The 24,667-nt window shown below is 47.8% G+C and carries 22 protein-coding genes, 1 CRISPR repeat array and 1 other annotated feature (1 of these 24 running past the window's edge); of the genes, 18 read left to right on the top strand and 4 right to left on the bottom strand.

What is annotated here, in order from left to right:
- Positions 1–255: a CRISPR direct-repeat array (repeat unit 30 nt; unit sequence GTTTAGTTGTAACCATAGTGGTATTGAAAT); it reaches 238 nt to the left of the window's first position.
- A gap of 382 nt (positions 256–637) precedes the next feature.
- The 16 genes from CLV36_RS09270 (at position 638) to CLV36_RS09200 (ending at position 17,284) form a co-directional block, all read left to right on the top strand.
- Positions 638–1,159: a hypothetical protein gene (locus tag CLV36_RS09270; RefSeq protein WP_106342481.1), complete on the top strand. Its 522-nt coding sequence runs from the start codon at positions 638–640 to the stop codon at positions 1,157–1,159.
- Between the two features lie 1,276 nt (positions 1,160–2,435).
- Positions 2,436–2,831: an endonuclease domain-containing protein gene (locus CLV36_RS09265; RefSeq protein ID WP_106342480.1), complete on the top strand. Its 396-nt coding sequence runs from the start codon at positions 2,436–2,438 to the stop codon at positions 2,829–2,831.
- 822 nt (positions 2,832–3,653) lie between these two features.
- Positions 3,654–3,932, top strand: a complete 279-nt coding sequence (locus CLV36_RS09260) for a hypothetical protein (protein WP_106342479.1) — start codon at positions 3,654–3,656, stop codon at positions 3,930–3,932.
- A gap of 51 nt (positions 3,933–3,983) precedes the next feature.
- Positions 3,984–4,337 carry a hypothetical protein gene (locus CLV36_RS09255; protein ID WP_106342478.1) on the top strand — a complete coding sequence of 118 codons (354 nt, stop codon included), beginning with the start codon at positions 3,984–3,986 and terminating at the stop codon, positions 4,335–4,337.
- Between the two features lie 250 nt (positions 4,338–4,587).
- Positions 4,588–5,142: a hypothetical protein gene (locus CLV36_RS09250; RefSeq protein ID WP_146130618.1), complete on the top strand. Its 555-nt coding sequence runs from the start codon at positions 4,588–4,590 to the stop codon at positions 5,140–5,142.
- A gap of 1,195 nt (positions 5,143–6,337) precedes the next feature.
- A complete protein-coding gene (locus tag CLV36_RS17290; RefSeq protein ID WP_181352948.1) occupies positions 6,338–6,481 on the top strand; it encodes a hypothetical protein in 144 nt (47 codons plus the stop codon).
- Positions 6,482–6,572: 91 nt separating this feature from the next.
- Positions 6,573–8,066 (top strand): recombinase family protein, encoded by a 1,494-nt coding sequence (locus tag CLV36_RS09245; RefSeq protein WP_106342476.1) that lies wholly within the window; start codon positions 6,573–6,575, stop codon positions 8,064–8,066.
- 25 nt (positions 8,067–8,091) lie between these two features.
- Positions 8,092–8,487: a spore germination protein GerW family protein gene (locus tag CLV36_RS09240; protein WP_223248070.1), complete on the top strand. Its 396-nt coding sequence runs from the start codon at positions 8,092–8,094 to the stop codon at positions 8,485–8,487.
- A gap of 198 nt (positions 8,488–8,685) precedes the next feature.
- Positions 8,686–9,837 carry a D-alanyl-D-alanine carboxypeptidase family protein gene (locus tag CLV36_RS09235; protein WP_106342475.1) on the top strand — a complete coding sequence of 384 codons (1,152 nt, stop codon included), beginning with the start codon at positions 8,686–8,688 and terminating at the stop codon, positions 9,835–9,837.
- Positions 9,834–10,445 carry a nucleoside recognition domain-containing protein gene (locus CLV36_RS09230; protein WP_022738402.1) on the top strand — a complete coding sequence of 204 codons (612 nt, stop codon included), beginning with the start codon at positions 9,834–9,836 and terminating at the stop codon, positions 10,443–10,445. The genes CLV36_RS09235 and CLV36_RS09230 overlap by 4 nt, the downstream gene beginning before the upstream one ends.
- A gap of 22 nt (positions 10,446–10,467) precedes the next feature.
- Positions 10,468–11,001, top strand: coding sequence for a spore maturation protein (locus tag CLV36_RS09225; protein ID WP_022738403.1), 534 nt, complete (start codon positions 10,468–10,470; stop codon positions 10,999–11,001).
- 101 nt (positions 11,002–11,102) lie between these two features.
- A complete protein-coding gene (locus CLV36_RS09220) occupies positions 11,103–11,816 on the top strand; it encodes a pseudouridine synthase (RefSeq protein WP_029072101.1) in 714 nt (237 codons plus the stop codon).
- Between the two features lie 123 nt (positions 11,817–11,939).
- Positions 11,940–13,523, top strand: coding sequence for a cytochrome c biogenesis protein ResB (gene resB / locus CLV36_RS09215; RefSeq protein WP_022738406.1), 1,584 nt, complete (start codon positions 11,940–11,942; stop codon positions 13,521–13,523).
- 20 nt (positions 13,524–13,543) lie between these two features.
- On the top strand, positions 13,544–14,743 hold the full coding sequence (gene ccsA / locus CLV36_RS09210) for a cytochrome c biogenesis protein CcsA (RefSeq protein ID WP_022738408.1): 1,200 nt from the start codon (positions 13,544–13,546) through the stop codon (positions 14,741–14,743).
- A gap of 25 nt (positions 14,744–14,768) precedes the next feature.
- Positions 14,769–15,485, top strand: coding sequence for a response regulator transcription factor (locus CLV36_RS09205; RefSeq protein WP_022738409.1), 717 nt, complete (start codon positions 14,769–14,771; stop codon positions 15,483–15,485).
- The gene (locus tag CLV36_RS09200; RefSeq protein WP_022738411.1) at positions 15,482–17,284 is read left to right on the top strand and encodes an ATP-binding protein; all 1,803 of its coding nucleotides are present in this window, start codon (positions 15,482–15,484) and stop codon (positions 17,282–17,284) included. The genes CLV36_RS09205 and CLV36_RS09200 overlap by 4 nt, the downstream gene beginning before the upstream one ends.
- A gap of 87 nt (positions 17,285–17,371) precedes the next feature.
- Here the strand turns inward: CLV36_RS09200 and CLV36_RS09195 are convergent, their stop codons facing one another.
- From CLV36_RS09195 to CLV36_RS09185, 3 genes are all read right to left on the bottom strand, one after another.
- Positions 17,372–18,058, bottom strand: a complete 687-nt coding sequence (locus tag CLV36_RS09195) for an SDR family oxidoreductase (protein WP_022738412.1) — start codon at positions 18,056–18,058, stop codon at positions 17,372–17,374.
- 100 nt (positions 18,059–18,158) lie between these two features.
- Positions 18,159–19,739, bottom strand: a complete 1,581-nt coding sequence (gene serA / locus CLV36_RS09190) for a phosphoglycerate dehydrogenase (protein ID WP_106342474.1) — start codon at positions 19,737–19,739, stop codon at positions 18,159–18,161.
- Positions 19,732–20,886 carry a pyridoxal-phosphate-dependent aminotransferase family protein gene (locus CLV36_RS09185; protein ID WP_106342473.1) on the bottom strand — a complete coding sequence of 385 codons (1,155 nt, stop codon included), beginning with the start codon at positions 20,884–20,886 and terminating at the stop codon, positions 19,732–19,734. The genes serA and CLV36_RS09185 overlap by 8 nt, the downstream gene beginning before the upstream one ends.
- Positions 20,887–20,951: 65 nt before the next feature.
- Positions 20,952–21,198, bottom strand: a binding site (T-box leader).
- A 164-nt stretch (positions 21,199–21,362) separates the two neighbouring features.
- Between CLV36_RS09185 and CLV36_RS09180 the strand changes: the two genes are divergently transcribed.
- On the top strand, positions 21,363–23,510 hold the full coding sequence (locus CLV36_RS09180; protein ID WP_245888332.1) for an ATP-dependent helicase: 2,148 nt from the start codon (positions 21,363–21,365) through the stop codon (positions 23,508–23,510).
- Between the two features lie 49 nt (positions 23,511–23,559).
- On the opposite strand, the gene CLV36_RS09175 is transcribed toward CLV36_RS09180, so the two are convergent.
- Positions 23,560–24,054: an inorganic diphosphatase gene (locus CLV36_RS09175; RefSeq protein ID WP_022738417.1), complete on the bottom strand. Its 495-nt coding sequence runs from the start codon at positions 24,052–24,054 to the stop codon at positions 23,560–23,562.
- Between the two features lie 125 nt (positions 24,055–24,179).
- Between CLV36_RS09175 and CLV36_RS09170 the strand changes: the two genes are divergently transcribed.
- Positions 24,180–24,521 (top strand): rhodanese-like domain-containing protein, encoded by a 342-nt coding sequence (locus CLV36_RS09170; RefSeq protein ID WP_054096505.1) that lies wholly within the window; start codon positions 24,180–24,182, stop codon positions 24,519–24,521.
- The last annotated feature ends 146 nt before the right edge of the window (positions 24,522–24,667 follow it).

Raw genomic sequence — 24,667 nt, 5'->3', positions numbered from 1 at the left:
GTTTGCCCACCGCCACCGGTATTTTTTGTTTAGTTGTAACCATAGTGGTATTGAAATTCGCTCGCTGTCGGTGTAGGCCAGTTCAAGCCCGGTTTAGTTGTAACCATAGTGGTATTGAAATCCCATCGCGGGGCCTTTTTTTGTGGTTGATACTTGGGGTTTAGTTGTAACCATAATGGTATTGAAATGATATACGTCAGGTGGTGGCGGGGAGATCGGCGATGGGTTTAGTTGTAACCATAACGGTATTAGAATGGGTGTATGGATGAGGAAACCGTTCAAAAGATGACTGCCTGGTGGTGTTGTCAGAATTAAAATAGCTGAAGCTACGGACTGTCGCGGTGAAGTGCCAAGCTATATTTTGAAAGGAAGGACGGGAGTTTCAATTTTAATATTAAGAATATTTTACATATAATTAAGGTGTAACTACATCATTTTTTGATAGTAGGGGGGATCATATGCCAAGATGTCCTGCATGTGGAGAAAAGGAAAACATCGAAGAAACACACTCTGGAAACTATGGTTGCAAGGAGTGCGGGGAGACATTTGATAAAAACGGCAATCCCTATAAACATTAGTAGTGGTACAATGGGATTACCTATTAAGGTAGTCCCTGTTTTCAAAGGTGGGAATAGCAATGGTCAAAAAAATGATGGTAGATCATGAGGCTTTTCTTAAAGGAATAAAACCAGCCTTGTATCGAGCCTACAATCAAGGTTTGGCGGAGTTGTTTCCAATACTAAAAGAATATCCGCATCTTAGAGATCACACAGGTCGTTTTCTTTTTTTTCAATCAAAGGAGAAGAAACAGGAGTATGTTGACAACCTACGGCAAATTAATTTGAATTCCCCTGAATACCACAAAATGCTTGGTCTGCTCCTAGGTTATCCACCAAAAGCGGTTGATTTCTATGTTAGGAAGTGTACAGATCGTTCATTAACTGAGGTCAGCATTGGGCTGGGTTATTCCGGTGTTCGTTGTGTATGTGATGTTCGGGAGTTGATTAAGAATACTATATGGTTGTGGGATACATACCAATTGGATGAAGAGCTGCGCTTGATGGTAGAAGGGGAATTCATTTATGTTTCGTATCGAAATATGGAAGAGTTAAAAAATGTACAGGCTTCAATCCTTCAACGTATCACGGTTACTGCATAAATAATTGGGACTTCGAGGGTTTGGCTACTGAGTTGGAATCAACTAATAAGAAATCTAAAAAAGAAGTGAGGGGTAGATTGTATCGGAGGACTGAATTATCCTTTAGTGAGCTAAAAAGTCTGTGAACCTCCCGGGGTTTTTGCATCATTAACGGTTCACAGATTATTTTGGTTTTTGATATAATGAAAATGCTTGAAATGATTGATGTTCACATACGGGGTTTAGTTGTAACCATAATGGTATTGAAACTCCATATGAAAACCTGATACATTTACGGCGCTTTTTGGTTTAGTTGTAACCATAATGGTATTGAAACTCCATATGAAAACCTGATACATTTACGGCGCTTTTTGGTTTAGTTGTAACCATAATGGTATTGAAACTCCATATGAAAACCTGATACATTTACGGCGCTTTTTGGTTTAGTTGTAACCATAATGGTATTGAAACTCGCAACGAAACTCCTGGGCTTCGTCGAAGATCAGGGTTTAGTTGTAACCATATTGGTATTGAAACCAATACTTTCGCATCCACGCCCATGTGGGCCGCCAGTTTAGTTGTAACCATAATGGTAAAGCAACAACTAGAGAAAGGGGGGGCTTTTTGGTTTATGATATAACCCCCTATTTAATAAGGTTTTTTAATATTTTGAATTAAATGTATATAATCTATACTTATATAAATAAAATATAAAGGGGTATGGTATGAAACAGGTTATTATAAAAACAATTATCAGCATTGCTATTGTCGCTGTTTCTCTTACAATACTTGGTGTTGTAGCTTATTTGGCTTTTGGGTTAATTATTGCATTCTGGTAAAATTGAGCCTATCCCGCCGCGTATACATATCCAAGCCGACCCGTGACCAGTTGCAGCTCATGTTTGATTGACCTTTGCTCGTATGAAAAAGAAGACCCCTTTTTGAACGCAGGTCATGAATTTTTTTCACAGCACAGTCGGGAACTTACAAAGCTGATTGAGCGAGAACTCGATTTGACCGCATTCGATAAAGATATCCAAGCCTTGCCCAAGTAGCCTTGTTCTAAGACAAGGTTTTTTTGTCTTATATTTTTAATAAATTCAGATAAATAGAAAGGGAAGGATACGAAAAGAGGGGGGATAAGCATGCCGCCGTTAAAGATACGGGTTATTCGGGTAAGAAATTCGTTAAGGCGTGTATTCGATTTGTTCGGATTGTATTGAAGGAAAAGCGTTGGCCAGATTGGCAACTAGTGAAGGCCAGTAATTGTGACTTTTATCTTGAGAAGAGATTATATTTGGCCCTGACGAGTGCCGGCTACCGTGTAAAAAAACATATCCTCTTTGGGGACTTGGAAGTGGATTTGTATATTCCAAAATACAATCTGGTGATTGAAGCGGATGGGAATGCATATCAAAGCACACCAGCACAAAAAGAGCGGGATCGTAAAAAGGAATATGTATTGAAGAAACATTACAAACTTAAGGTGAAACGATTTAATAGTGATCAAATTAAGAACTGGTTGAATTGGTGCGTGGGAAAGGTTCATGAAGTAACGGGTGGACCAAGAAAAAGTTTGTGGCAACAAGCGGGGGAGGTCATTAGTGGGCTTTATGGATTGTTTAAAGATATAGTTATTCGTAGACTATATCAGACGAGTACAATATACTTTAGTGTGGTAAAAAGTCTGTGAACCTCCCGGGGTTTTTGCATCATTAACGGTTCACAGATTATTTTGGTTTTTGATATAATGAAAATGCTTGAAATGACTGATGTTCACATAAGAGTTTAGTTGTAACCATATTGGTATTGAAATATCCCAAACTTTTACTGGTTCCTTTAATCCTTTAATGTTTAGTTGTAACCATATTGGTATTGAAATGTTTAATATGATCCACTACTGTGGCCACTCCACCGCGTTTAGTTGTAACCATTTTGGTATTGAAATGGTTTATTCCCCCTCCTCTAATGTATGATTTGTTGGTTTAGTTGTAACCATATTGGTATTGAAATAGCGAATCAAATTCAGTGCTGTTTTGAATGATTCCGGTTTAGTTGTAACCATATTGGTATTGAAATGATATGGTGACAATCCAGAAAATGTCCCTAATAAGTTTAGTTGTAATCATAGTGGTATTAGAATGTACAAAGAAATCCGTAACAACCGGTGGTCAAAGAGTTTTAGTTGAATCCATAGTGGTATTAGAATGGGTGTATGACCCAAGGCAACAGTAACGTTTCAAACATCACAAGTTGTTGGGGTTGCCTATGCCTTGGGGGAGTTCCTCATTTTCTGGTACATCATTTTGATCCCGACCGTCTTATCCTTGGTCGGGCAAGCATTTGGGAAAAATGGTTTCAGAAAAGTCTGAGATATTGCGGTATAGGCTTTTTACTCCTGGGGCGATAGTATTCTAAACTGTATGAAAAATTGATATGATAGGCACGGAGGTGAGACTGTGAGAATCAATATAACTTTTCAGACCCATCACAGGCAAGAGAGAACGCATTTTGGTTGGCTATTTTGACATATGTGGAGCCGTTCGTCTTATGGTTTGGAATCATGAAGATGTACTCGATGCCCCCAACCGGCTTCGGCTCAGTCGCGTTGCTAACTACATTGCTGATTTTCCGTTTCATGTACACCGCCAGGACATTTACATATCCGCTGGTGTGGGGCGTATTTTTATATGCATTCACTGATGGTCAACTTCTGCCTTGGTGGATCGATGTGTTGGGGATCGCGCTGGTCGTGGGCGGCAGGTTCTGGATGCTATTTTTCCGAGGGAGATGAGCTTTATGTTATTGGAAATTGTTGCTATACTGAGAGAAAGGAGGCCGGACGATGGAAGAAATCCTAAAGCAGATCCTTGCCAAGCTGAATGACATGGAAGAAGAAAACCGATCGCTTCGCCAAGAGGTAGCCGAACGCTTCGACCGGATTGAGACGGAGCTGGAAGAGTTTAAAGTAGAAGTGGCGGAGCGTTTTGACCAGGTTGATAAACGCTTTGATGGAGTGGAGAACGTGGTGCGTATGTCGACGGAGGACATTCTTGAAAATCAGGTGGAAGAAGTTGCGCGGCACAATTTGCACGAAGATAAGATCCACTCGCTAGAGGCGACCACGTTTCGCATAGACAAAGCCGTGTTAGAGCTGAAACGCCGAGTAGACCGGATAGAGAAAGCGAACGAACAATAGAAGCTGGCCAATCAGATGTGATGCGGCTGGCCTTTCATTTAGCAGTTCAATAGGGGGAATTTTATGCGTCTACCGCTATCTAAAGATCAGATACATTACTAATTAGAGAGAGCAAATTGAAGACAAGTAAGGGGGTTAGTTATAGAGTTTATTAAAGACCTACATAGTCAAGGCAATATCTTCAATGGGCAGAGATAGATCGGGTAAGGGGTCTACAATACCCTTTAGTGTACGTTTAGTTGTAACCATAATGGTATTGAAAGTTGATGTTTTCGGCTGGCCAAGGGAGATTGGTGAAATAGCAATGGACAAAAAAATGATGGTAGATCATGAGGCTTTTCTTAAAGGGATAAAACCAGCCTTATATCGGACCTACAATCAAGGCTTGGCGGAGTTGTTTCCAATACTAAAAGAATATCCACATCTTAAAGATCACACAGGTCGTTTTCTTTTTTTTCAATCAAAAGAGAAGAAACAGGAGTATGTTGACAACCTACGGCAAATTGATTTAAATTCCCCTGAATACCATAAGATGCTTGGTCTGTTATTGGGCTATCCACCAAAAGCGGTTGATTTCTATGTTAGGAAGTGTACGGATCGTTCATTATCTGAATTCAGCATTGGGCTGGGTTATTCTGGTGTTCGGTGTGTATGTGATGTTCGGGAGTTGATTGAGAATACCATCTGGTTGTGGGATACATACCAATTGGATGAAGAGTTGCGCTTGTTGGTAGAAGGAGAATTCATTTATGTTTCGTATCGAAATATGGAAGAGCTAAAAAAAGTACAGGCTTCAATCCTTTAACGTATCGCGGTTACTGTATAAATAATTGGGACTTCGGAGGATTTGGCTACTGAGTTGAAGTCAACTAATAAGAAATCTAAAAAAGAAGTGCGGGGTAGATTGTATCGGAGGTCTACCATATCCTTTAGTAAAAAGTCTGTGAACCTCCCGGGGTTTTTTGCATCATTAACGGTTCACAGATTATATTGGTTTTTGATACAATGAAAATGCTTGAAATGACTGATGTTCACATACTGGTTTAGTTGTAACCAAAGTGGTATTGAAATGTCAATACCGCCACCAACAACTACGACGATAACGCCGTTTAGTTGTAACCAAAGTGGTATTGAAATCGCCCCCCATTGGTTTCCCCACGGGTAGCCCCTCGCGTTTAGTTGTAACCATAGTGGTATTGAAACAAGTCAATGGCATCGCCGTCTTTATATTCGGTTGAAGGTTTAGTTGTGACCATAATGGTATTGAAATCAACTTTTCATGGAGTGACTCAATCAACTTTGATATTTAGTTGTAACCATAGTGGTTGTTGAATTGTAATAGCGGGCGTTGAAAAGGAAATTGTACTGATAGACTACTTCGAGTCGAAGTCAATTATAAGGAATCTAAAAAGAAATGAGGGGGATAGATTTAATCAGAGGTCTAAACTATCCTTTAGCATGCTAAAAAGTCTGTGAACCTCCCGGGGTTTTCGCATCATTAACGGTTCACAGACAATTTTGTTTTTTGATATAATGAAAATGCTTGAAATGACTGATGTTCACATACGGGTTTTAGTTGAATCCATAGTGGTATTGAAAGTCCATATTGCTATTCCCTCACCTTCTGAGCTGAGCGGTTTTAGTTGAATCCATAGTGGTATTGAAAGCAAGTCATACCGCCTGAAAAGCGAGTGGCGAAATCCGTTTTAGTTGAATCTATAGTGGTATTGAAAGCATTATGGCGAATACCGCAATGATGATTTCCAAAGTTTTAGTTGAATCCATACTGGTATTGAAATCCTACCATTTCAGCTAGCTTTGCGGTTTGGCCAAACGGTTTTAGTTGAATCCATAGTGACATTGTTGAAAATCGATGATCATTTAAAATACTTTCAGGAGACCAATACATATATAAATAACCAAATGGCATAAATGTAACCAATGGATGTAAGTTCCCTCTCCTTTTTGGCAACAATGCACCCATAAGGGGTGGACAGTCAATGAGGGAACAACATCCAGAGCAGAAAGTGATCGAGCTGGAAGAGGTTATATTAGTCATAAACGGCAGTCCTACACAGGAAGCCTGTAAGGACTTTGTGAAGCTGGTCCAACAGATGAAAGTAGCTCAAAAGAACAGAAATTAAGGGGTTTCACTATACGGTCGGGGTGCGCTTTGCATCCCGATTTTTTTGTTATATGATATGTACATAACAATGCACCGAGAGGAGTTCGCAAATGAGCCAAAGCATTTACGATGTGCACAATGTTGCCATTTATCTGCGTAAATCACGTGGCGATGAAGATGTGGACCTTGACAAGCACAGGGATGAACTGGTGTCAATGTGCGAAAAGAATGGTTGGTCCTATGTTGAATACGCGGAGATCGGTACGGGGGACAGCATCGAAGCTCGACCCAAGATGCAAGAGCTTTTGCAAGATGTTGAGCTGGAGATGTATGACGCTGTGCTGGTTGTTCACTATGACCGGTTGGGCCGTGGTGACAAAGTAGACCAAGCGACGATTGAAAAAACGTTTGCGATTTCGGATACGCTAATTATCACGCCGCAGAAAGTCTACAATCTGAATGATGAGTCAGACATGATGTTGGCTGATTTCCAGGGGATGATTGCACGGCAGGAGTATAAATCGATTGCCAGACGGTTGCGCCAAGGGAAAGCGCGAGCCACAAAAATGGGGAACTGGTGCAATGGAAAACCGCCGTTTCCTTATATATATGATAGAGAATCGAAGAAGGCGGTTCCTGATCCCAAAAAGTTGGAGATTTATCGCATGATGGTAGATTGGGCGCTTAGCGGTTGGTCTTCAACGGATATTGCGTGGGAGCTGAACAAGCTGACGATTCCTTCTCCTCGTGGAGGATTATGGAGCCCGCAGGTTGTTCGTCGCTTACTGTTAGATGAGGTTCATTTGGGACATATTGTTGTAGGGAAAAAGAAGAAGATTGTCACGACGGGTGCGATCATTACCAAACCCAAGACGGAATGGGTGGTATACAAGAACTGCCATCAGCCCGTAAAGACGGAAATCGAACACAATAAGCTGCAATTTTTGTTTCAACGGGAAAAAGTAACTCCACACGCCAGCAGGGCAGGGAAACATGCTTTTTCTGGGATCATCAAGTGTGGAAAATGCGGACATACGTTGCAAATTCAGAAGAGATCTGACAGGCCGTATGATAACTTGAAATCCTGCACCTACCGAGATCATTTTGGAACGCGTTGCACCAATGTGGGCGGAAACATGTCGCAGATCGAGTCGGCTGTTCGCGCTGCGATAGAGCAGAAAAAAGAAGAGTTGGAAGAAGCGATTCGCAAAGGGATTGATCTTGAAGATCGGCGCGTGCTGTATGATTTGTTGGAAAAGAAATTGGCAGAGATCAAGAAGATTGAAAACCGCCTCAGCAATTTGACCGACATGAGAGCGGATGGGGAGATAAGCAAAGAGGAGTACGTGCTGAAGAAAGCGGAATATGAATCGCAATTGCGACAATGTGAAGAGGATTACCGAGTGATTGAGAAGCAAATTGATCATACGGAACAAGCCAGAAATGAAGATATGTTGGCGACGGTGAAGGATGTCATTCATGTACTGGATCATGAAAAAGACGCCAAGGCATTAAACCGCGCATACAAATCGATTATTCACAACATTATCTGGGAGCGCGATCAAATCGACGAAAAGCCGAAGGTAACGATAAATTTTCTATAGGGGTCTAGTATGTAGAACGGCTATCGTGCCTTGCTGGCTTTTGGCTCGTTTGCAAATTACCTTTGGAACAATCATCATCCCAGTATCCAAAGTGGGTTTTGGATTTGCGGCAGGAGGAAGTGAGTTCAAGGGAGTTGCGGAAGAAGAGAAAGGAAGCCGCTCGGGGGAGGAAGACAAGAAAAAAGATCAAGAAGGGAAAGGAAAGGAGCAAGAAGGCGGAAAGTTTCCTTTCGGCGGTGGAAGCGGTGGGGGAATTTCCATCACACCTGTCGGATTCATCGTTGTCGGCGACAAAGGCATCCGCTTGTTGAACATGGATGGAAATACTCATTTGATCGACCGGGTGTTGGACATGGCGCCGGGATTGGTTGAGCAGCTGAAAAATTGGGGCAAAAAGAAATCAAATGGAGGATGCGAATAGGACGAGGGTCTGCTTGACCGAGTTCTTAAAGATCCCGCTCCGGAGGGTGCTAGGCTTTGCGGGAGAAGGTTTTTCTAATATCGATACGTGTTTATGGAAAACAACGATATGGCGGGAGTGCCGTGTCGTTGTTTTCACATATTCTTGTCCCCTTTGCATATATTGGTACAAACCCAGACGGAGCAATGGGGTGAATAAATGGTGAAGCTAAAACGATGGGGAGCGGTTCTGATCGTTGCGGTATGGGGATGGATGGTGGGAGTGCAACCGGTGGCGGCGCAGGAGACCATCGACATCGCTCCCAGTGCGCAAGCTGCGATCTGTGTCGATGTCACATCTGGCCGGGTTTTATTTGAAAAGAACGCCGACCGAGAAATGTTGATTGCCAGCCTCACGAAAATTATGACGGCGATCGTGGCGATTGAAAATGGAAAGTTGGATGAGTTGGTGACGGTTGGGCCGCGGGCGGTCGGAGTGGAGGGATCGTCCATTTATCTCAAGCTGGGGGAAAAGATCCCATTGCGAACGTTGTTGTATGGATTAATGCTCCGCTCGGGCAATGACGCGGCAGTTGCTATCGCGGAACACGTGGGCGGATCAATTGAAGGCTTTGTTTATATGATGAATGAAAAGGCCGAATATTTGGGGTTATCTCACACCCATTTCGTCAACCCTCACGGGCTAGATGCCGAAGGTCATTATTCGTCGGCGCGAGATTTGGCTGTATTGACCTCATATGCCTTGCAGAACCCGGTCTTTCAAGAAATCGTGAAGACGGAAGTGAAAACTGTCCCATGGCCCGGAGAGAAATGGCATCGTAAATTTTATAACAAGAATAAAATGTTGCGCTTATACAAATGGGCTGACGGTGTAAAAACGGGATTTACCAAAAAAGCACGCCGCACATTGGTCTCCTCAGCCACAAAGGACGGGCACCAGTTGGTGACGGTAACTTTGAATGACGGCGATGACTGGCGCGATTCCATGAGCATGCTGGAATATGGTTTTCAGCACTATGATTTGGTGCCGATCTTGCGGAAAGGACAAGTCATTTCCAAAGAAGCACACCTGACGGCGGAGGAAAAGCGTTTTGATATCATCGCAGGGGCGTCGTTTTCCTACCCGCTGACAGATCAGGAAAAGGGGCAAGTGGTGGTTGAACCGGTCATCAGTTTTCCGCTCAAGATGGTGAAACATAACCATCAGCAGGTGGGAAGTGCCCGGATTTTCCTCAGGGAAGAGCAGATCGGCGCCATACCATTGGTGGTGAAGCAACGTCCAGAACCATCCATCTTCCATGAAATGAAAGAATGGATCGGATTGATGGTGTGGCAGGGGGCGGAGCGATGATCAACTGGATTTGGTTTTTCATGATCTTAAGCGGAGTGGTTGCCGCCGCGGCCCAAGGCCGGTTCGACCTAGTGACCAATGCGGCGTTGAACGGGGCGAAGGATGCGGTGGCTGTGTGTATCGGTCTGATCAGCATTCTTGTGTTTTGGTTAGGTATGATGCGGATTGCGCAAGATGCTGGGCTGTTGGAGAAGTTGGCCCGGCTGATGAGGCCGGTCGCGCGGTTTCTATTTCCTACTGTGCCACCGGAACATCCGGCGATGGGTTACATCTTGTCCAACATGAGCGCCAACTTGTTTGGCTTGGGAAACGCCGCAACCCCGATGGGATTGAAAGCCATGGAGGAGTTGCAGAAGCTGAATCCCGATCCCAAGACGGCGACACCGGCCATGTGTACGTTGTTGGCGTTGAACACTTCAGGTTTGACGCTGATTCCGACAACGATTATTGGTATCCGACTCAAGTATGGGTCGGTGGAGCCAACGGAGATCATCGGACCGACGTTGGTTGCCACATTTATAGCCACATCAATGGCCGTGTTGCTGGATCGCTACTACCAACACCGCACGTTTGACCGTTCAGGCTTGTTGAAGCCGCATTGGAAATGACCGGGGAAAGGGGGAGTGTTTGATGTTTGAAGCGGTTTCGCTCATATCCAAAATCATGTTGCCGGCCTTGCTGGTGTTCATCCCCCTGTACGCTTTGTTCCAACGCGTGCCGATCTATGAAAGCTTCATTGAAGGAGCCAAAGAAGGGTTTCCCACCGCTGTTTCCATTATTCCTCATCTTGTGGGAATGATGGTGGCGGTCGCCATCTTCCGGGATACCGGCGCAATGCAGTTTTATTTGCAGTTCCTCACTCCGGTATTATCGTTTTTTCACATTCCCGAGGAAGTGGTGCCGATTGGCATTCTGCGCCCGATCTCGGGTACGGGTTCATTGGCCTTTGTCGAGAGCATCCTCCGCACGCACGGCCCCGACACTTTTTTGGGCAAATTGGCATCCACCATCCAAGGCAGCACCGACACGACTCTATACGTTTTGACCGTGTATTTCGGGGCGGTCGGTATTCGCAACTCCCTGTATGCGCTGAAGGTCGGATTGTGGGCGGACTTGATCGGCTTTCTCGCATCCTTGGGGATTTGTTCCATCCTATATTTATAATTTCTTCTATTGGCCTGGAATCAGGTCTTTTTTTGTTCCGGTGCGCACACTTGTGTCCCCCAGCTGAAACGGTTAAGATGACATAGAGGTGAATCATAGTGATTGAACGTCTGCAAAAGGTGTTGGCTCATGCCGGTGTTGCGTCAAGGCGCCACTCCGAGGAGCTGATTAAAGCCGGAAAAGTGAAGGTGAACGGGAAAGTCGTCACCGAATTGGGAGTCAAAGTCGACCCGGCGCGGGACCGAATTGAAGTGAATGGGGCGTTGGTACAACAGGAACAAAAACGAGTGTTTTTATTTTATAAACCTTTGCGTGTCATCACGAGCATGTTCGATCCGCAAGGGCGACGGGTGGTCGCGGATTATTTCCGCTCCGTACCCGAACGCGTCTATCCGGTGGGGAGGCTGGATTATGATACGGAAGGGTTGTTGTTGTTGACCAATGACGGGGAACTTGCCAACCGCTTGATTCATCCGCGATATGAAGTGGACAAGACATATGTGGCCACCGTGAAAGGGCGGCCAAGTCCGGCCGATTTGGAAAAGTTGCGCAAAGGGGTGAAGTTGGAGGATGGTTGGACTGCCCCCGCCAAAGTCCGGATCTTGTCTCAAGACGATATCCATACCAAATTGCAACTCACCATCAGGGAAGGGCGCAATCGCCAAGTGCGGCGGATGTGCGAAGCAGTTGGCCTTCCGATTACCCATTTGATCCGGACAAAGTTGGCGTTTCTTACGCTTCAGGGATTGAAGCGGGGAGAATACCGCGAGTTAACCCGCCAAGAACTGGATAGATTGCGGCGGCTACTCACATAAAAGGGTTTTCATATAATCTTCAAATTGCAGTACCGTGGTTAAAAAGACAGGCGTTATAATGTAAGTTGGAAGATTGTAGAGTTAGACAAAGCAAGGGGTTGAAAAACGGGGGGAGAGATAGCCTTGATTGAGAATTCCAAATGTGAATGCGGTCACAATAACCCCGTCGGCACCATATTATGCGAGAGTTGCGGGAAACCGCTTGATGAAGAGACCAAAGGGAAAGAGACAATTGTTCAGGAGATGCGATATGAAGGGAAAGCGCGGCGTTCGCAAACCTTTCAATCCTCTCCTTTTGATATGGTATGGAACTTTTTCTCTTCGGTTAAAGTGGCCATCATTCTCATCATCATCACATTAATCGCGGCTAGCATCGGGACGATCTTCCCACAAGAGAAGTTTGTTCCATCGAGCGATCCCGCGGCTTATTATGAAAAGCAATACGGGTTGTGGGGCAAATGGTTCCACATCTTGGGCTTTTCCGACATGTACAATTCATGGTGGTTTTTCACAATGGTCTCCTTGATCGGGATTTCGCTGGTGGTATGTAGCCTTGACCGCGTGATCCCATTATACAAAGCTTTGAAAAACCAACAGGTGAGAAAGAGCGTCGATTTTTTGAAGCGGCAACGGATCACTGCGGAAACCACTCTCACAGCGGCAGAAGCAGATGAGAAGTTGGCGAAGCTGGAGCAGGCGTTACAGTCGAAGCGATACCAGGTGAAACGAGAAGGAAACGCTTTGCTTGCGGAAAAAGGACGCATTAGCCGGTGGGGACCTTACATCAATCACATTGGCTTGATCATTTTCTTATTCGGTGTTTTGTTGCGTTATGTGCCGGGTTGGTACTTGGATGAAACGATGTGGGTGCGCGAAGGGGAAGTGAAAAAAGTCCCTGAATTGCCTTATTATGTTAAAAATGAGGGTTTTGATATCACCTTCTATGATCAAAAAAACGTGCCCAAGTCGAAGCAAGATGCGGGGCCAATCGCCCAAAAATATGAAACCCGAGCCGTGCTGTATGAGAAAGATTGGGATACTGGCAAGCTGAAGCCAGTGGCCAAGGGTTCGATTCTCGTCAACCATCCGCTCGCCTATAAAGATCTCCGACTGGTGCAAGCCGACTTTCGCATCGGATTGCTGGATGCGCTCGACTTGAAGTTGGTGGACAAAGAAAGCGGGAAGGCGTTGGGAAAATTCACTGTTGATCTATATGATTTGAAGCCAAATCAAGTTTTCCGGGTGAAAGACAAAGAAGTGGTTCTGCTCGATTACTATCCTGACTTCGCGTTGGAGAACAACCGGCCGATAACCAAGTCTCCCGATCCGAACAAACCGGCGTTTGTCTTTGAAGTGAGAGAAAAAGGACAAGCTAAAGGGGAGCGTTCCTGGGTGATTTCCGGCCAAAACCTCGATGAGTTGACGAAAGAAAATCGGTATGCGATAGACTTGGCGGGCATGAAGATGGTCGATTCTACCGGTCTGATGGTTCGTGTTGACAAAAGCCTGAATGTGATCCTGTTTGGTGGGGTCATCTGCATGATCGGCTTGGTGATGGGCTTCTATTGGCATCATCGCCGAGTGTGGGCGCTTGTGGATGATGGGCGACTCTATATCGGTGCGCACACGAACAAAAACTGGTACAGTTTGGAGCGCGAACTCAAACTGATAGGTGAATTTGACACACTCCAAGTGAAACGCAACTGAGCATGGGAGGATAGGAAACGATGGAACAGTTGATGGAAAATCTCCTTTTGTGTACCTTTTTCCTTTACCTATTATCCACTGTCGCCTTTGTGATGGGGACCAACAAAGGATCGGAGAAGGAAAGTCCCAAGAGCCGTTTGTGGGGAAATATCGGCATCGGGATGAGCATCGTCGGCGTGGTATTTCAATTGATGTTTATTATCACCCGGGTGCTGATCGGCGGGCACTGGCCGACGAGTAATATGTTTGAGTTTACGGCGTTTTTGTGCTTCACGATCGTCATCGCGTTTATCATTCTTTATTTCATGTACCGCTCGGCGGTATTGGGGGCTTTTGTGATGCCGCTTGCGGTGGTCTTGCTGGCGTATGCTTCGGTGTTCCCGCATGAGGTTCAGCCGCTGATTCCCGCGTTGCAGAGCATCTGGCTGCCGGTGCACGTATCGACTGCTGCGCTTGGTCAAGGGGCGTTTGGGGTTGGCTTTGTGGCTGGCCTGATCTATTTGGTGTTTCAGTTTGGTAGAGAGAAAGAAGGAAAAAATGCCAGATGGTTAGAAATTACTCTGGTGATCGTTTTGATGTTTGTGGGCTTTAGTGCGGTGAATATGGCATTTAAAACCATGAACTATGAAGCGAAATTTTCACATATCGTCGACGGGCAGCCGGCTGTGCAGGAGTACTCCTTGCCGCCTTTGGTTGCGCCGCATGACAGTGAAGTGATCAGCATCGATCGCTTTGCGGGCTTGGGCCAACCGTTAATGGAAGCGCCGAGTTGGATGAAAGGAAAAGATGCCGCATCACAACTCAACTCGGTCTTGTGGGGCGTCATCAGCGGAGCGATTCTGTACGGGTTGATCCGGCTTATTGCCAAAAAGCCGCTTCGAGGAATTCTCCACCCCATGGTGAGCCGGGTAAATCCCGATCTCGTAGAGGAGATCAGCTATCGCGCTATTGCTATCGGCTTCCCGATCTTCACGCTGGGCGCACTGATTTTTGCTATGATTTGGGCGCATGAGGCTTGGGGCCGTTTTTGGGGATGGGACCCGAAAGAAGTGTGGGCGCTCATTACCTGGTTGTTCTACAGCGCTTATCTCCATCTCCGCCTATCGCGCGGATGGCATGGCGTCAAGTCGGCTTGGCTAGCAGTTGGCGGTTTTGTCATAATCATGATTAACCTAATTGTGATTAATTTGGTCATCTCAGGTTTACATTCTTACGCATAAGTTTAACAGCCGGGGTGAAAGTGCAATGGAAAAACAATATCACATTCTTGTAGTTGATGATGAAGATCGCATCCGCCGTCTGCTCCGCATGTATCTGGAGCGGGAAGGTTATTTGATCGATGAGGCGGAAAACGGCGAAATCGCTTTGGAAATGGCGTTTTCTACAGATTATGATTTGATTTTGCTTGACTTGATGTTACCAGGGATGGATGGGTTGGATGTGTGCGGTGAGATTCGCAAAAAGAAGGCAACCCCCATTATTATGCTGACTGCGAGAGGAGAAGAGGCCAATCGTGTGGAAGGATTTGAGGCGGGAACCGACGATTATGTGGTGAAGCCATTCAGCCCGCGCGAGTTGGTTCATCGGGTGAAGGCGGTGCTTAGACGGGCTTCGGCCACCGCTTTCCTCACTACGGATACGGAGACGCACAATGTACTCGTATTCCCGGAGCTGACCATTGACCACGATGCGCATGAGGTGAAAGCGGGGGGCAAAAAAATTCAACTTACGCCCAAAGAATACGAGTTGCTGTACTACTTGGCCAAATCCCCAGACAAAGTGTTCACACGGGAACAATTGCTCCGCGATGTGTGGCATTATGAATTTTTTGGGGATTTGAGAACGGTTGACACGCATGTGAAACGTTTGCGCGAGAAACTCAACCGTGCTTCCTCCAGAGCCGCCAAGATGATCACCACTGTTTGGGGAGTCGGTTATAAGTTAGAGGTGCCGAAAGAGTGATCTTAAGAAGTGTTGTCGGTAAATTATGGTTGACTATCATCATTCTCGTCACATTGATCTTGGTGTTGTTGAGCCTGTTTTTGAGCGAACAGATCGAGAACAGCTATGTCGAAGGGCAAAGACAAAGTTTGGAGAAGTTGGCGACGCGCATTCAGACCCAATTGAAAGAGGCCGGCCCCAACCAGACCCAATATCTCAACAATGTGCTGATGGGGGCGTCCGAATTCGGTACATACTTGGTGGTGTTGGACGCGAGTGGCTCTGTCAGCCCCATCGGGGTTTCGCCGCACGTGCCCAATGTGCAGTGGCGGGAGATATTGACGGATGAAGAGTTAAAGAAGGTCTTAAAGGGTCAGTCGATTACCATGCGGGGGAAGGTGCGATTGCAAACCAACCCCCGTCCGGGAAATCCATTATTAAAGAACGACATTTTGCTGGTGGCGGTGCCTTATATCAAGGATAAAAAGCCATCGGGGGCCATCGTGTTGTACCAAGTGCAGGATCAACTGAGCGAAGCCGACATCAAACGGTGGATTTTCTACACGTTCCTGATCGGCATCGTCTTGACGACGATTTTCGCCTTCTTCCTGTCTTCGCGCATTTCGCAACCTTTGATCCAGATGAAGCGCGCGGTGGAGAAAATGGCTCGTGGGGAATTTTCGACACGGGTGCCGGTGCGCTACCATGAACGGGATGAAATCGCCGAGTTGGCTATGACTTTCAACCGCTTGGCCTCACAGTTGGAAGACACGATTCACCAGTTGTCACAGGAGAAGGAGCAGTTGGCAAGCATTTTGCGAAGCATGTCAGATGGTGTGTTGACCATCAACAAGTTTGGCAAAATCATCATGACCAATCCCATCGGTGAGGGCTTTTTGTCGTTGTGGAAGGGAGAAGTGAAGAAAAATGCTCTGCCCCCTTCTTTGCAAGCTCTCTTTAACAAGGTGATCGAGGATACGCAAGAACATACAGGGGATATCTCGGAACATGGGCGCACGTGGGTTGTCATGATGTCGCCACTGTATGCGGGCGATCAAGTGCGCGGAGTGGTGGCCGTGTTGCGGGATGTGACGGAAGAACGGCGCTTGGACAAGCTGCGCAAGGACTTCGTTGCCAATGTGTCGCATGAATTGAGAACACCTCTGGCCATGTTGCAAGGCTACAGCGAGGCTTTGCTCGACGATATAGCGGAAACGCCGGAAGAGCGGAGAGAGATTGCGCAAGTGATCAACGAGGAATCGCAACGGATGGGGCGCTTGGTGCGCGAACTGCTGGATCTGGCCCGAATGGAGGCGGGGCACATTCAAGTGGAGCCGGCCGAGAAGCCGTTGGACAAATTCGTGCAACGGGTCATCCGCAAATTCCAAAACCTTGCGCGAGAACAAGAAGTCCGTTTGGAAGCGGATTTGGCCGAACATTTGCCGACGGTGTTTTGGGATGAAGACAAGATTGAGCAAGTGTTGACCAACCTAGTGGACAATGCGATCCGCCATACACCGACGGGCGGTTCTGTGACAGTCCATGTGCATCAGAAAGGAGAACGCATCTTTCTGGAAGTGGAAGACACGGGCTCGGGTATTCCCGAAGAGGATGTGCCCTTCGTCTTTGAACGTTTTTATAAGGCGGACAAGGCACGAACCAGAGGAAAATCCGGTGGAACAGGCTTGGGCCTGTCCATTGTGAAGCATCTGGTCACCGCCCACGGAGGTACCGTGTCGGTGAAGAGCCAACTGGGCGTAGGCACCGTCTTTATCGTAGAGTTGCCTGTGCGTGTGGCTGATGAAGTGTTGTACGCATAAAAAGAAAAAAGGCCGTTACCCTAAGAGGGGTGACGGTCTTTTATTATTGCCCGCTACGCGTATTTTCCTGATTGGGTTATAGCCCCATTACTTGGCGGGGACCAGCGGACGCATGATGATGGTATTGTAGATGACTCCCTTGGGTGCGGACACGATGGTCCAGACCGCTTCAGCGACCTGCTCTGCTTCCATCGCGTAGTCTTTTTGCCGTCCGAATTCGGTCTTGATGGAACCAGGACACAAAGCGGAGACTTTCACATGGTGCGGCTTCAATTCTTGGGTCAACGCGTCGGTCAACGCCATCAATCCGAACTTGGATGCGCAGTACCCGCCGCCGCGAGCAAAAGCTTCCGTCCCGGCTACACTGGAGATGTTGACGATATGTCCCTCCGTCGCCTTGAGGTGGGGAATCGCATATTTGCAAGTGAGGAAGGCTCCTTTGAGATTAACATCCATCATTTCATCCCATTGCGACTCGGTGAGTTCGTCAACGGGGGCGAAGTGGCCGAGGCCGGCATTGTTGATCAGCACATCCAACCGACCAAAACGTTGGATCGCGAATTGCACTAAGTCTTGCACTTGTTGACTGTTCGTGACGTCGCAGGCAAATGGGTGAATCCGCTCAGGATTGGTTTCTGCCACTGCTTCCAGCTTGGCTTGGCTTCGGGCGCTGGCGATGACTGTCGCCCCGCCCAATGCCAACCGCTTGGTGATGGCTTCTCCCAATCCTTTGCTGGCTCCGGTGACAATAGCAACTTTTCCGTTCAGTTCCATGGTTGGCAGTCCTCCTTGATGCAGTGACGGATTGCATCCGGTCACGAATGAACAAACTATTGTTAGTTTATCCCATTCAGCAGCGCCGGACAAGGGAGGCTCACAGGTCGATTTCCATTACGGATTGGATCTCATCCATTTGTTTCAAAGTGTTCATCAAGTCGTGAGGGATCGCTTTGTCAATGCGTAGGATCATGATCGCCTGTCCTCCCGCTTGCTTTCGACCGACCTGCATGGTGGCGATGTTGATGTCCCGGCTGCCTAGCAATGTGCCAACTCGGCCGATGGCGCCCGGTTGATCTCGATGCTGGATGAATAGCAGATGTCCCTTGGGAGCAACATCAACCGGGAATTGGTCGATTTTGATGATGCGCGGCCCAAAACCGTTGAGCAAGGTGCCGCTGACTTGATGCTGGTTTTTGTCCGTTTTAACCTCAATGTTCAGCCATTGAGTGAAACCATGGCTGTGTCCTGATTTCTGTTCCAGCACATGTATGCCGCGCTGTTTGGCCAAGTGGGGGGCGTTCACAAAGTTGATATCTGCTAGATGGTGTGAAAGGACTGCTTTCAGCATCATCCGCGTAAGGGGAACCACGTCCCCTTCAGCCAGTTCCCCAGCGTACGTAATGGTGATTTCTTTGATCGCCTCGGTGGTCATTTGACCCACGAAATGCCCCAGCTTTTCGACCAACTCATGGTAAGGAGCCAGTTTTTGTTGCAATTCCGCCGGGATGGAAGGGAGGTTGACCGCATTTTTAAACGGCTCGCCGCGCAGGATATGAAGCACTTCTTCGGACACATCTACCGCCACATTTTCCTGCGCTTCAATGGTGGAAGCGCCCAAATGCGGTGTACATATCACCTGTGGCAAAGTAAACAACGGGTGATTGCCTGGCGGTTCAACCTCAAACACATCGAGAGCGGCCCCGGCGACTTTGCCGGAAACAATGGCGTCATAAAGAGCGGTTTCGTCGATGATGCCACCACGGGCGCAGTTGAGGATGCGGACGCCGTCTTTCATTTTGTCGAACACCTCATGGTTGATCATATGGCGTGTTTCTTTGGTAAGCGGGGTGTGCACGGTGATAAAGTCGCCAGCGGCAATTGCTTCGTTGAAAGATGCTTTTTGTACGCCAAATTTTTGCGCCCGCTCTTCAGTTAGATAAGGGTCGAAGGCGATCACGTTCATGCGGAATGCTTTGGCACGCTTGGCCAATTCCGAACCGATCCGCCCAAAGCCGATGATGCTCAACGTTTTTTGGTTCAACTCCACCCCGACAAAAGCTTTTCGGTTCCATTCCCCGTTTATCACGGTACGGTGAGCCTGAGGAATGTTGCGAGCCAAGGAGATGAGCATGGCAAAAGTGTGTTCCGCGGTGGAGATCGTGTTGCCATCGGGGGCGTTGACGACGATCACCCCTTTTCTAGTGGCTGCGGGGATATCAATGTTGTCAACACCAACGCCGGCGCGGGCGATCACTTTCAACCGGCTTCCTTGATTGATCACTTCTTCAGTCACTTTGGTCTGACTTCGTACCAATAGAGCATCGGCAGTGGCGATTTCTGACAACAATGCCTCGCCTGTCAAACCGATTTTTCGCACGACTTCGACGTCTTCGGCCCGCAACAGTTTGTCAATGCCCTGATCGCTCAACGGATCGGTAATCAATACTTTATACATGCAATATCACCTCTTGTGCTGCTTTTACGCCAGTTCCCAACTCTACAGGTACGCCCATTTTAAAACATGCCATCTCCAACACGCCCAAGACTGTAAGCACGTCTAGCTCATCGCAGTAACCCATGTGGCCGATTCTGGCAATTTGGCCTTTCAGATGTTGTTGGCCGCCAGCGATGGTGACGTTCATTTCGCTCATGTGTTTGCGCAAGGACTCTGTATCCCATGCCGTTTGCCGTCCGTCGATGGCGGTGACTGTCGGGGAAGCGTCATCGTCGGAAGTGAGTAACGGCAATCCTAGTGCCCTAAGTCCCGCGCGGGTCATGCGCATTAAGCGTTGATGGCGTGCAAAGACGTTTTCCCATCCTTCTTCTTCCAGCATGAGCAATGCTTCCTTCAAGCCGTACAACAGAGACACGGCCGGGGTGTAAGGAGCGGTATGTTGTTCCATGCTACGCTTGTACGCAGTGAGGTCGAGATAAAAACGGGGCTGTGTTTGCTGTTCGATGCGTTTCCACGCCCGCTCGCTCACTGCGACCATAGCGAGGCCGGGTGGAAGCATCAATGCTTTTTGGGAACCGGTCACCATGATATCCACCTGCCAGTCATCCATGTGGCAGGGTACCGCGCCCAGACAGCTGACACCGTCGACAATGACCAACGCGTCAGAATGCTCGCGGACCGCCTTTGCCAGGTCGGCAATGGGATTGAGCACGGCGGTGGAAGTCTCGCAATAAGTGAGAAACACCGCTTTGGCCCGGGGATGGTCTTGCACGAAGGTAGCCAACTGCTCAGGTGAACAAGAGGTTCCCCACGGGACATCCAACCGATGCAAGGCAATTCCGTATCGTTCCACTATTTTGGCGAAACGATCTCCGAAAGCCCCTGTCACCACAACAATCGCTTCATCCCCCGGTTGTACCGCATTGGTTACGGCTGCTTCCAAAGCGGAGGTGCCGCTTCCTGTCAAAATGAGCGGGGTATGGGTTGTGCCAAACAGAGCGCGCAACGATGTCGCGCATTCCTGCAACAATCGGGAGGCCGCCTGTCCGCGGTGTCCGATCATCGGCTGGGACATCGCTTGCTGAATCCGAAGTGGGATCGGGGTTGGTCCGGGAATTCGTAAATGGGCTTTATCTTGCCAATTCATCTTAGTATTTCCTCCTTCGTCATATATAAAAAAACCCCACGCCTACTCCACCCAATTCGTTTGGGCAGAGGGACGTGGGGTACGTGGTGCCACCCTCATTCGCTGTCGGCTCGCGCTGACAGCCTTGGCAAGTCGATGGGCATGATCTGCCATATCGACTCTAGTGGATAACGGGTCAACCGTGCTGATCTACTTCTTAGCGGTTCAATCAGCCACTCGGGAGTGCTCCACATCAGGCAAACTGCCGATTCACAGCAACCATCGGCTCTCTGAGAGTTCACCATTGATGTTTGGCTCCTTCATCGCGTTGCTAATCTAAATTTGATACCTAATTTAGCATGTTGAATCAGTAGTGTCAACTGTGAAGAGTAAAAAAATTTTTTGCTGGGTTAAGCGTGTTGGCTGATTTGTGATAAGATATAACCTAATCGAAATGAGCGTGAACATCAAGGAAAGGAGGACGCGAGTTGCTGCAAGTGTCGGGAATGGAGATGTTGTTAAGTGGGTTGAATGACGACCAGCGGAAGGCGGTGACCGCGCCGATCGGCCCCACGGCAGTGTTTGCCGGTCCGGGTAGTGGGAAGACGACGGTGCTGACCCGGCGCGTGTTGTATTTGTTGGAACAAGGCATCCCGGCGAACCAGTTGATGTTGGTCACATTTACCCGGGCCGCCGCGCGGGAGATGCGGGAGCGATTGGAACAAGTGATGCCTACTCGCACCCGGGAGTTGGCTGTTGGCACTTTTCATTCGTTGTTTTTGCAGATGTTGCGCGAGAGCGGTTGCAACGTTCCTCCTCTTATGGGACAAGCCGAACAAACCGCTGTGATGCGGGACTTGTTAGCGGAGCGGGAATTACCGACCGATGAAGAGACGGTGTCCACTTATCTAAACCAAATTGGACTGTGCAAAAACAATGGGATTTTGCCGGCACGGTTGCGAGTCGAGAAACAGAAGAATATTCTCTTCCGGGATTTGTATATGGCATATGAAAGCATGAAATCGGAACGTGGAATGTGGGATTATGATGACATTCTTTTAGCTGTGCATGCATGTTGTCGGCAATCGGAATGGCTCTCCCACTGGCAAACGAAGTTCCAACATATACTGGTGGACGAGTTTCAGGATATCAACCGGGTGCAGTACGAGATCTTGGTGAAATTGGCGGCGAAACACCGCCATTTGTTTGTGGTAGGGGATGATGATCAATCCATCTACGGATTCCGCGGAAGCGACCCCAAATTTATGCTTGAACTAAACAAAGATTTCCCCGAGCTAACGCGGATCATTCTGTCTGTCAATTACCGCTCTACCGAAGAATTGATTCAGGCAAGTGAACAATTGATTCGCCACAACCGCCGCCGGCAGCGGAAACCGCGGGCGGGAACCGGGGTGAGGGGGCCAGATGTGAAGTGGATGGAGCCGCTTGATGAGGAAGAGGAAGCAGAACAGATTTTAACTCACCTGACTGATGGGATGGAAACGGCCATTCTCTACCGTACGTCGACTCAGGCACGCGCGGTGGTTGATGCCCTGGTGCGCAAAGGGATTCCCTTTATGGTTGCGTCGGGGGAAAGTTCGTTTTATCGGCGGTGGCAAGTTCAAGACGTGTTCGCCTATTTAAAATTGGCTTGGAATCCACAGGATCTGGACGCGCTGGTGCGGATTATCAATAAGCCTAAACGCTATCTTTACAATGAGGATTGGATTGACGCTTGTTGGGCAAGGGCGAAAAAACAAGGGGGATCATTGTTGGCGGCGTTGCCCGGCTTAGATGGATTGGAACCTTACCAAGTCCGGTATTTGAGTGAGTTGCGGGATCAAGTCCCGCGCTTGACGGAGATGAACGCCGAGGAAGCTGTGGCTTATATTCGCGAACGCATCGGTTATGACCGTTATCTGGAAGCGTTTGCTAAGGAAACGGGGAGTGATCAATCCAGCCTGTTTGAACCTTTGGATGAATTGGCCTTGGCGGCCCGCCATTTTGCGAATGGACAAGGGCTCCTGGCCCATGCGCAAGAAGTTGAGCGGCAATTGCGCCATTCTGATGCGACCGCTCCTGTCAAACTGATGACCCTTCACCGTTCAAAAGGATTGGAATTTGACCGTGTCTATATCATCGGGTTACATGCGATGGTACTTCCACACCACCGAAGCCTACAGGTATCAGAACAACGGAAAGCGGCCGCGTGGGAAGAGGAGCGGCGCCTTTTGTACGTGGGGATGACTCGGGCTAAAACGGAATGCTGGCTTTCTGTCAGCCAAACCAGACAAGGCAAAAGAGTGGCGCCGTCCCCGTTTGCTAAGGAATTGGGGCATGGGGGAGCGCGCTTCTCCACGAGTGCCCCGCTTGAACGCAAGCGAGAGTTGGAGCGAACGGCTCGGGTGTTTACGTCTGCCCGCGCAACGAGCAAAGCCCAGCCCCAACTCCGCTTTGTCAGTGAAGAAGTGGCCCCGGGGATGTCGGTCAACCACATTCGCTTCGGCTTGGGTAGCATTGTGGAAGTGACGCCGCTTGCCGGAGTGGCGCCGGGACGAAAGATCCTGGTACGGTTCCCCGGCCAAACGCAATCCCTCCACTATGAGCTGTCACGGCAATTGGGCCTGTTGTCCTGCCCGGAATGAACAAAAAACCCCTTGCTTCACGAAAACCGTAAAGCAAGGGGTTGGCTGATTATTTATTTTGTTGGTAACGGTCGAGGCATTGTTGGTAGAGTTCAGCGGCGAATGCAGCGTCTTTCCAACCGATGATGTTGGTTTCTTTGTTTTCCAAGTCTTTGTAGACGCGGAAGAAGTGTTCGATTTCTTTCAGGACGTGCGGAGCCACATCATCCAAGCTGTTTACGCCATTGAAACGTGGGTCATCTACAGGCACGGCCAATACTTTTTCGTCTGGACCTTTGTCGTCGGACATGAGCAGCACGCCGATAACCCGGCTGGAGATCACGCAACCAGGAAAGGTTGGGAAGCTGGTCAGGACAAGGATGTCCAATGGATCTCCATCTTCAGCCAAGGTGTTTTCAAGGTAACCGTATTCGGTTGGATAATGCATGGGGGAGTACAGCACCCGGTCAAGACGGAATACGCCTTTTTCTTTGTCGAATTCGTATTTGTTTTGGCTTCCAGTAGGGATCTCAATAAAAGCATCCACAATCAGTTGGTTAGACATGAGCTTTCCTCCTCTTTATGTACAATGAAGCTGTAAAATCACTCAACCCTCATTTTAGTCGGTTTTGAATAAAGAAGCAAATGAAAAGACACTGTGAAACAATAAATCAATAAAGGAGCGCAGTTATGAAAAACGATCAAAGCAAGTATCACATCTCACCTAGTGCGTTTGCACAGAAATACTTAAACGGAGAGTTGGGGGCGGACCACATTGAAGTGATCGACGTACGCGAACCCGCAGAATGGGAAATGGTTCATTTGGAGCATTGCAAACACATGCCACTTGGCTCGTTGCCGGAGCGGTTAACGGAGATCGATCCGAACAAAACGATTTACCTCTTGTGCGCGCATGGGGTTCGCAGTTTACATGCCGCCAATTTTTTATTGCAGCAAGGTTACGCGGATGTGGTAAATGTGGACGGCGGTTTAGCGGAAGTGTTGCTTTATTTGGAGCAGGAAGAAGAATGACAGCGGCATAGAACGGACAAAGTTCCTTCTGAAAATATAATAAATAAATTCTTATATAATAATAAGTTTTTAATAATGATTGACAATTTATGTTGCCTCTTCTTCTATTTCGTTTTTGAAGAAGGGGTTTTTATTTAAATATCGAA

The organism is Laceyella sediminis, assembly GCF_003003125.1.
Taxonomy (GTDB): Bacteria; Bacillota; Bacilli; order Thermoactinomycetales; family Thermoactinomycetaceae; genus Laceyella; species Laceyella tengchongensis.
This window is presented reverse-complemented; position numbering and strand designations above follow the sequence as displayed.

Excerpts from the sequence above, each read along its gene's own strand:
- CLV36_RS09250 (WP_146130618.1), top strand. The coding sequence starts at position 4,588 with ATGGTATTGAAAGTTGATGTTTTCGGCTGGCCAAGGGAGATTGGTGAA.
- CLV36_RS09235 (WP_106342475.1), top strand. The coding sequence starts at position 8,686 with ATGGTGAAGCTAAAACGATGGGGAGCGGTTCTGATCGTTGCGGTATGG.
- CLV36_RS09270 (WP_106342481.1), top strand. The coding sequence starts at position 638 with ATGGTCAAAAAAATGATGGTAGATCATGAGGCTTTTCTTAAAGGAATA.
- CLV36_RS09225 (WP_022738403.1), top strand. The coding sequence starts at position 10,468 with ATGTTTGAAGCGGTTTCGCTCATATCCAAAATCATGTTGCCGGCCTTG.
- CLV36_RS09170 (WP_054096505.1), top strand. The coding sequence starts at position 24,180 with ATGAAAAACGATCAAAGCAAGTATCACATCTCACCTAGTGCGTTTGCA.
- CLV36_RS09230 (WP_022738402.1), top strand. The coding sequence starts at position 9,834 with ATGATCAACTGGATTTGGTTTTTCATGATCTTAAGCGGAGTGGTTGCC.
- CLV36_RS17290 (WP_181352948.1), top strand. The coding sequence starts at position 6,338 with ATGAGGGAACAACATCCAGAGCAGAAAGTGATCGAGCTGGAAGAGGTT.
- serA (WP_106342474.1), bottom strand. The coding sequence starts at position 19,739 with ATGTATAAAGTATTGATTACCGATCCGTTGAGCGATCAGGGCATTGAC.
- CLV36_RS09205 (WP_022738409.1), top strand. The coding sequence starts at position 14,769 with ATGGAAAAACAATATCACATTCTTGTAGTTGATGATGAAGATCGCATC.
- CLV36_RS09255 (WP_106342478.1), top strand. The coding sequence starts at position 3,984 with ATGGAAGAAATCCTAAAGCAGATCCTTGCCAAGCTGAATGACATGGAA.
- CLV36_RS09175 (WP_022738417.1), bottom strand. The coding sequence starts at position 24,054 with ATGTCTAACCAACTGATTGTGGATGCTTTTATTGAGATCCCTACTGGA.
- CLV36_RS09195 (WP_022738412.1), bottom strand. The coding sequence starts at position 18,058 with ATGGAACTGAACGGAAAAGTTGCTATTGTCACCGGAGCCAGCAAAGGA.
- CLV36_RS09185 (WP_106342473.1), bottom strand. The coding sequence starts at position 20,886 with ATGAATTGGCAAGATAAAGCCCATTTACGAATTCCCGGACCAACCCCG.
- CLV36_RS09245 (WP_106342476.1), top strand. The coding sequence starts at position 6,573 with ATGAGCCAAAGCATTTACGATGTGCACAATGTTGCCATTTATCTGCGT.
- ccsA (WP_022738408.1), top strand. The coding sequence starts at position 13,544 with ATGGAACAGTTGATGGAAAATCTCCTTTTGTGTACCTTTTTCCTTTAC.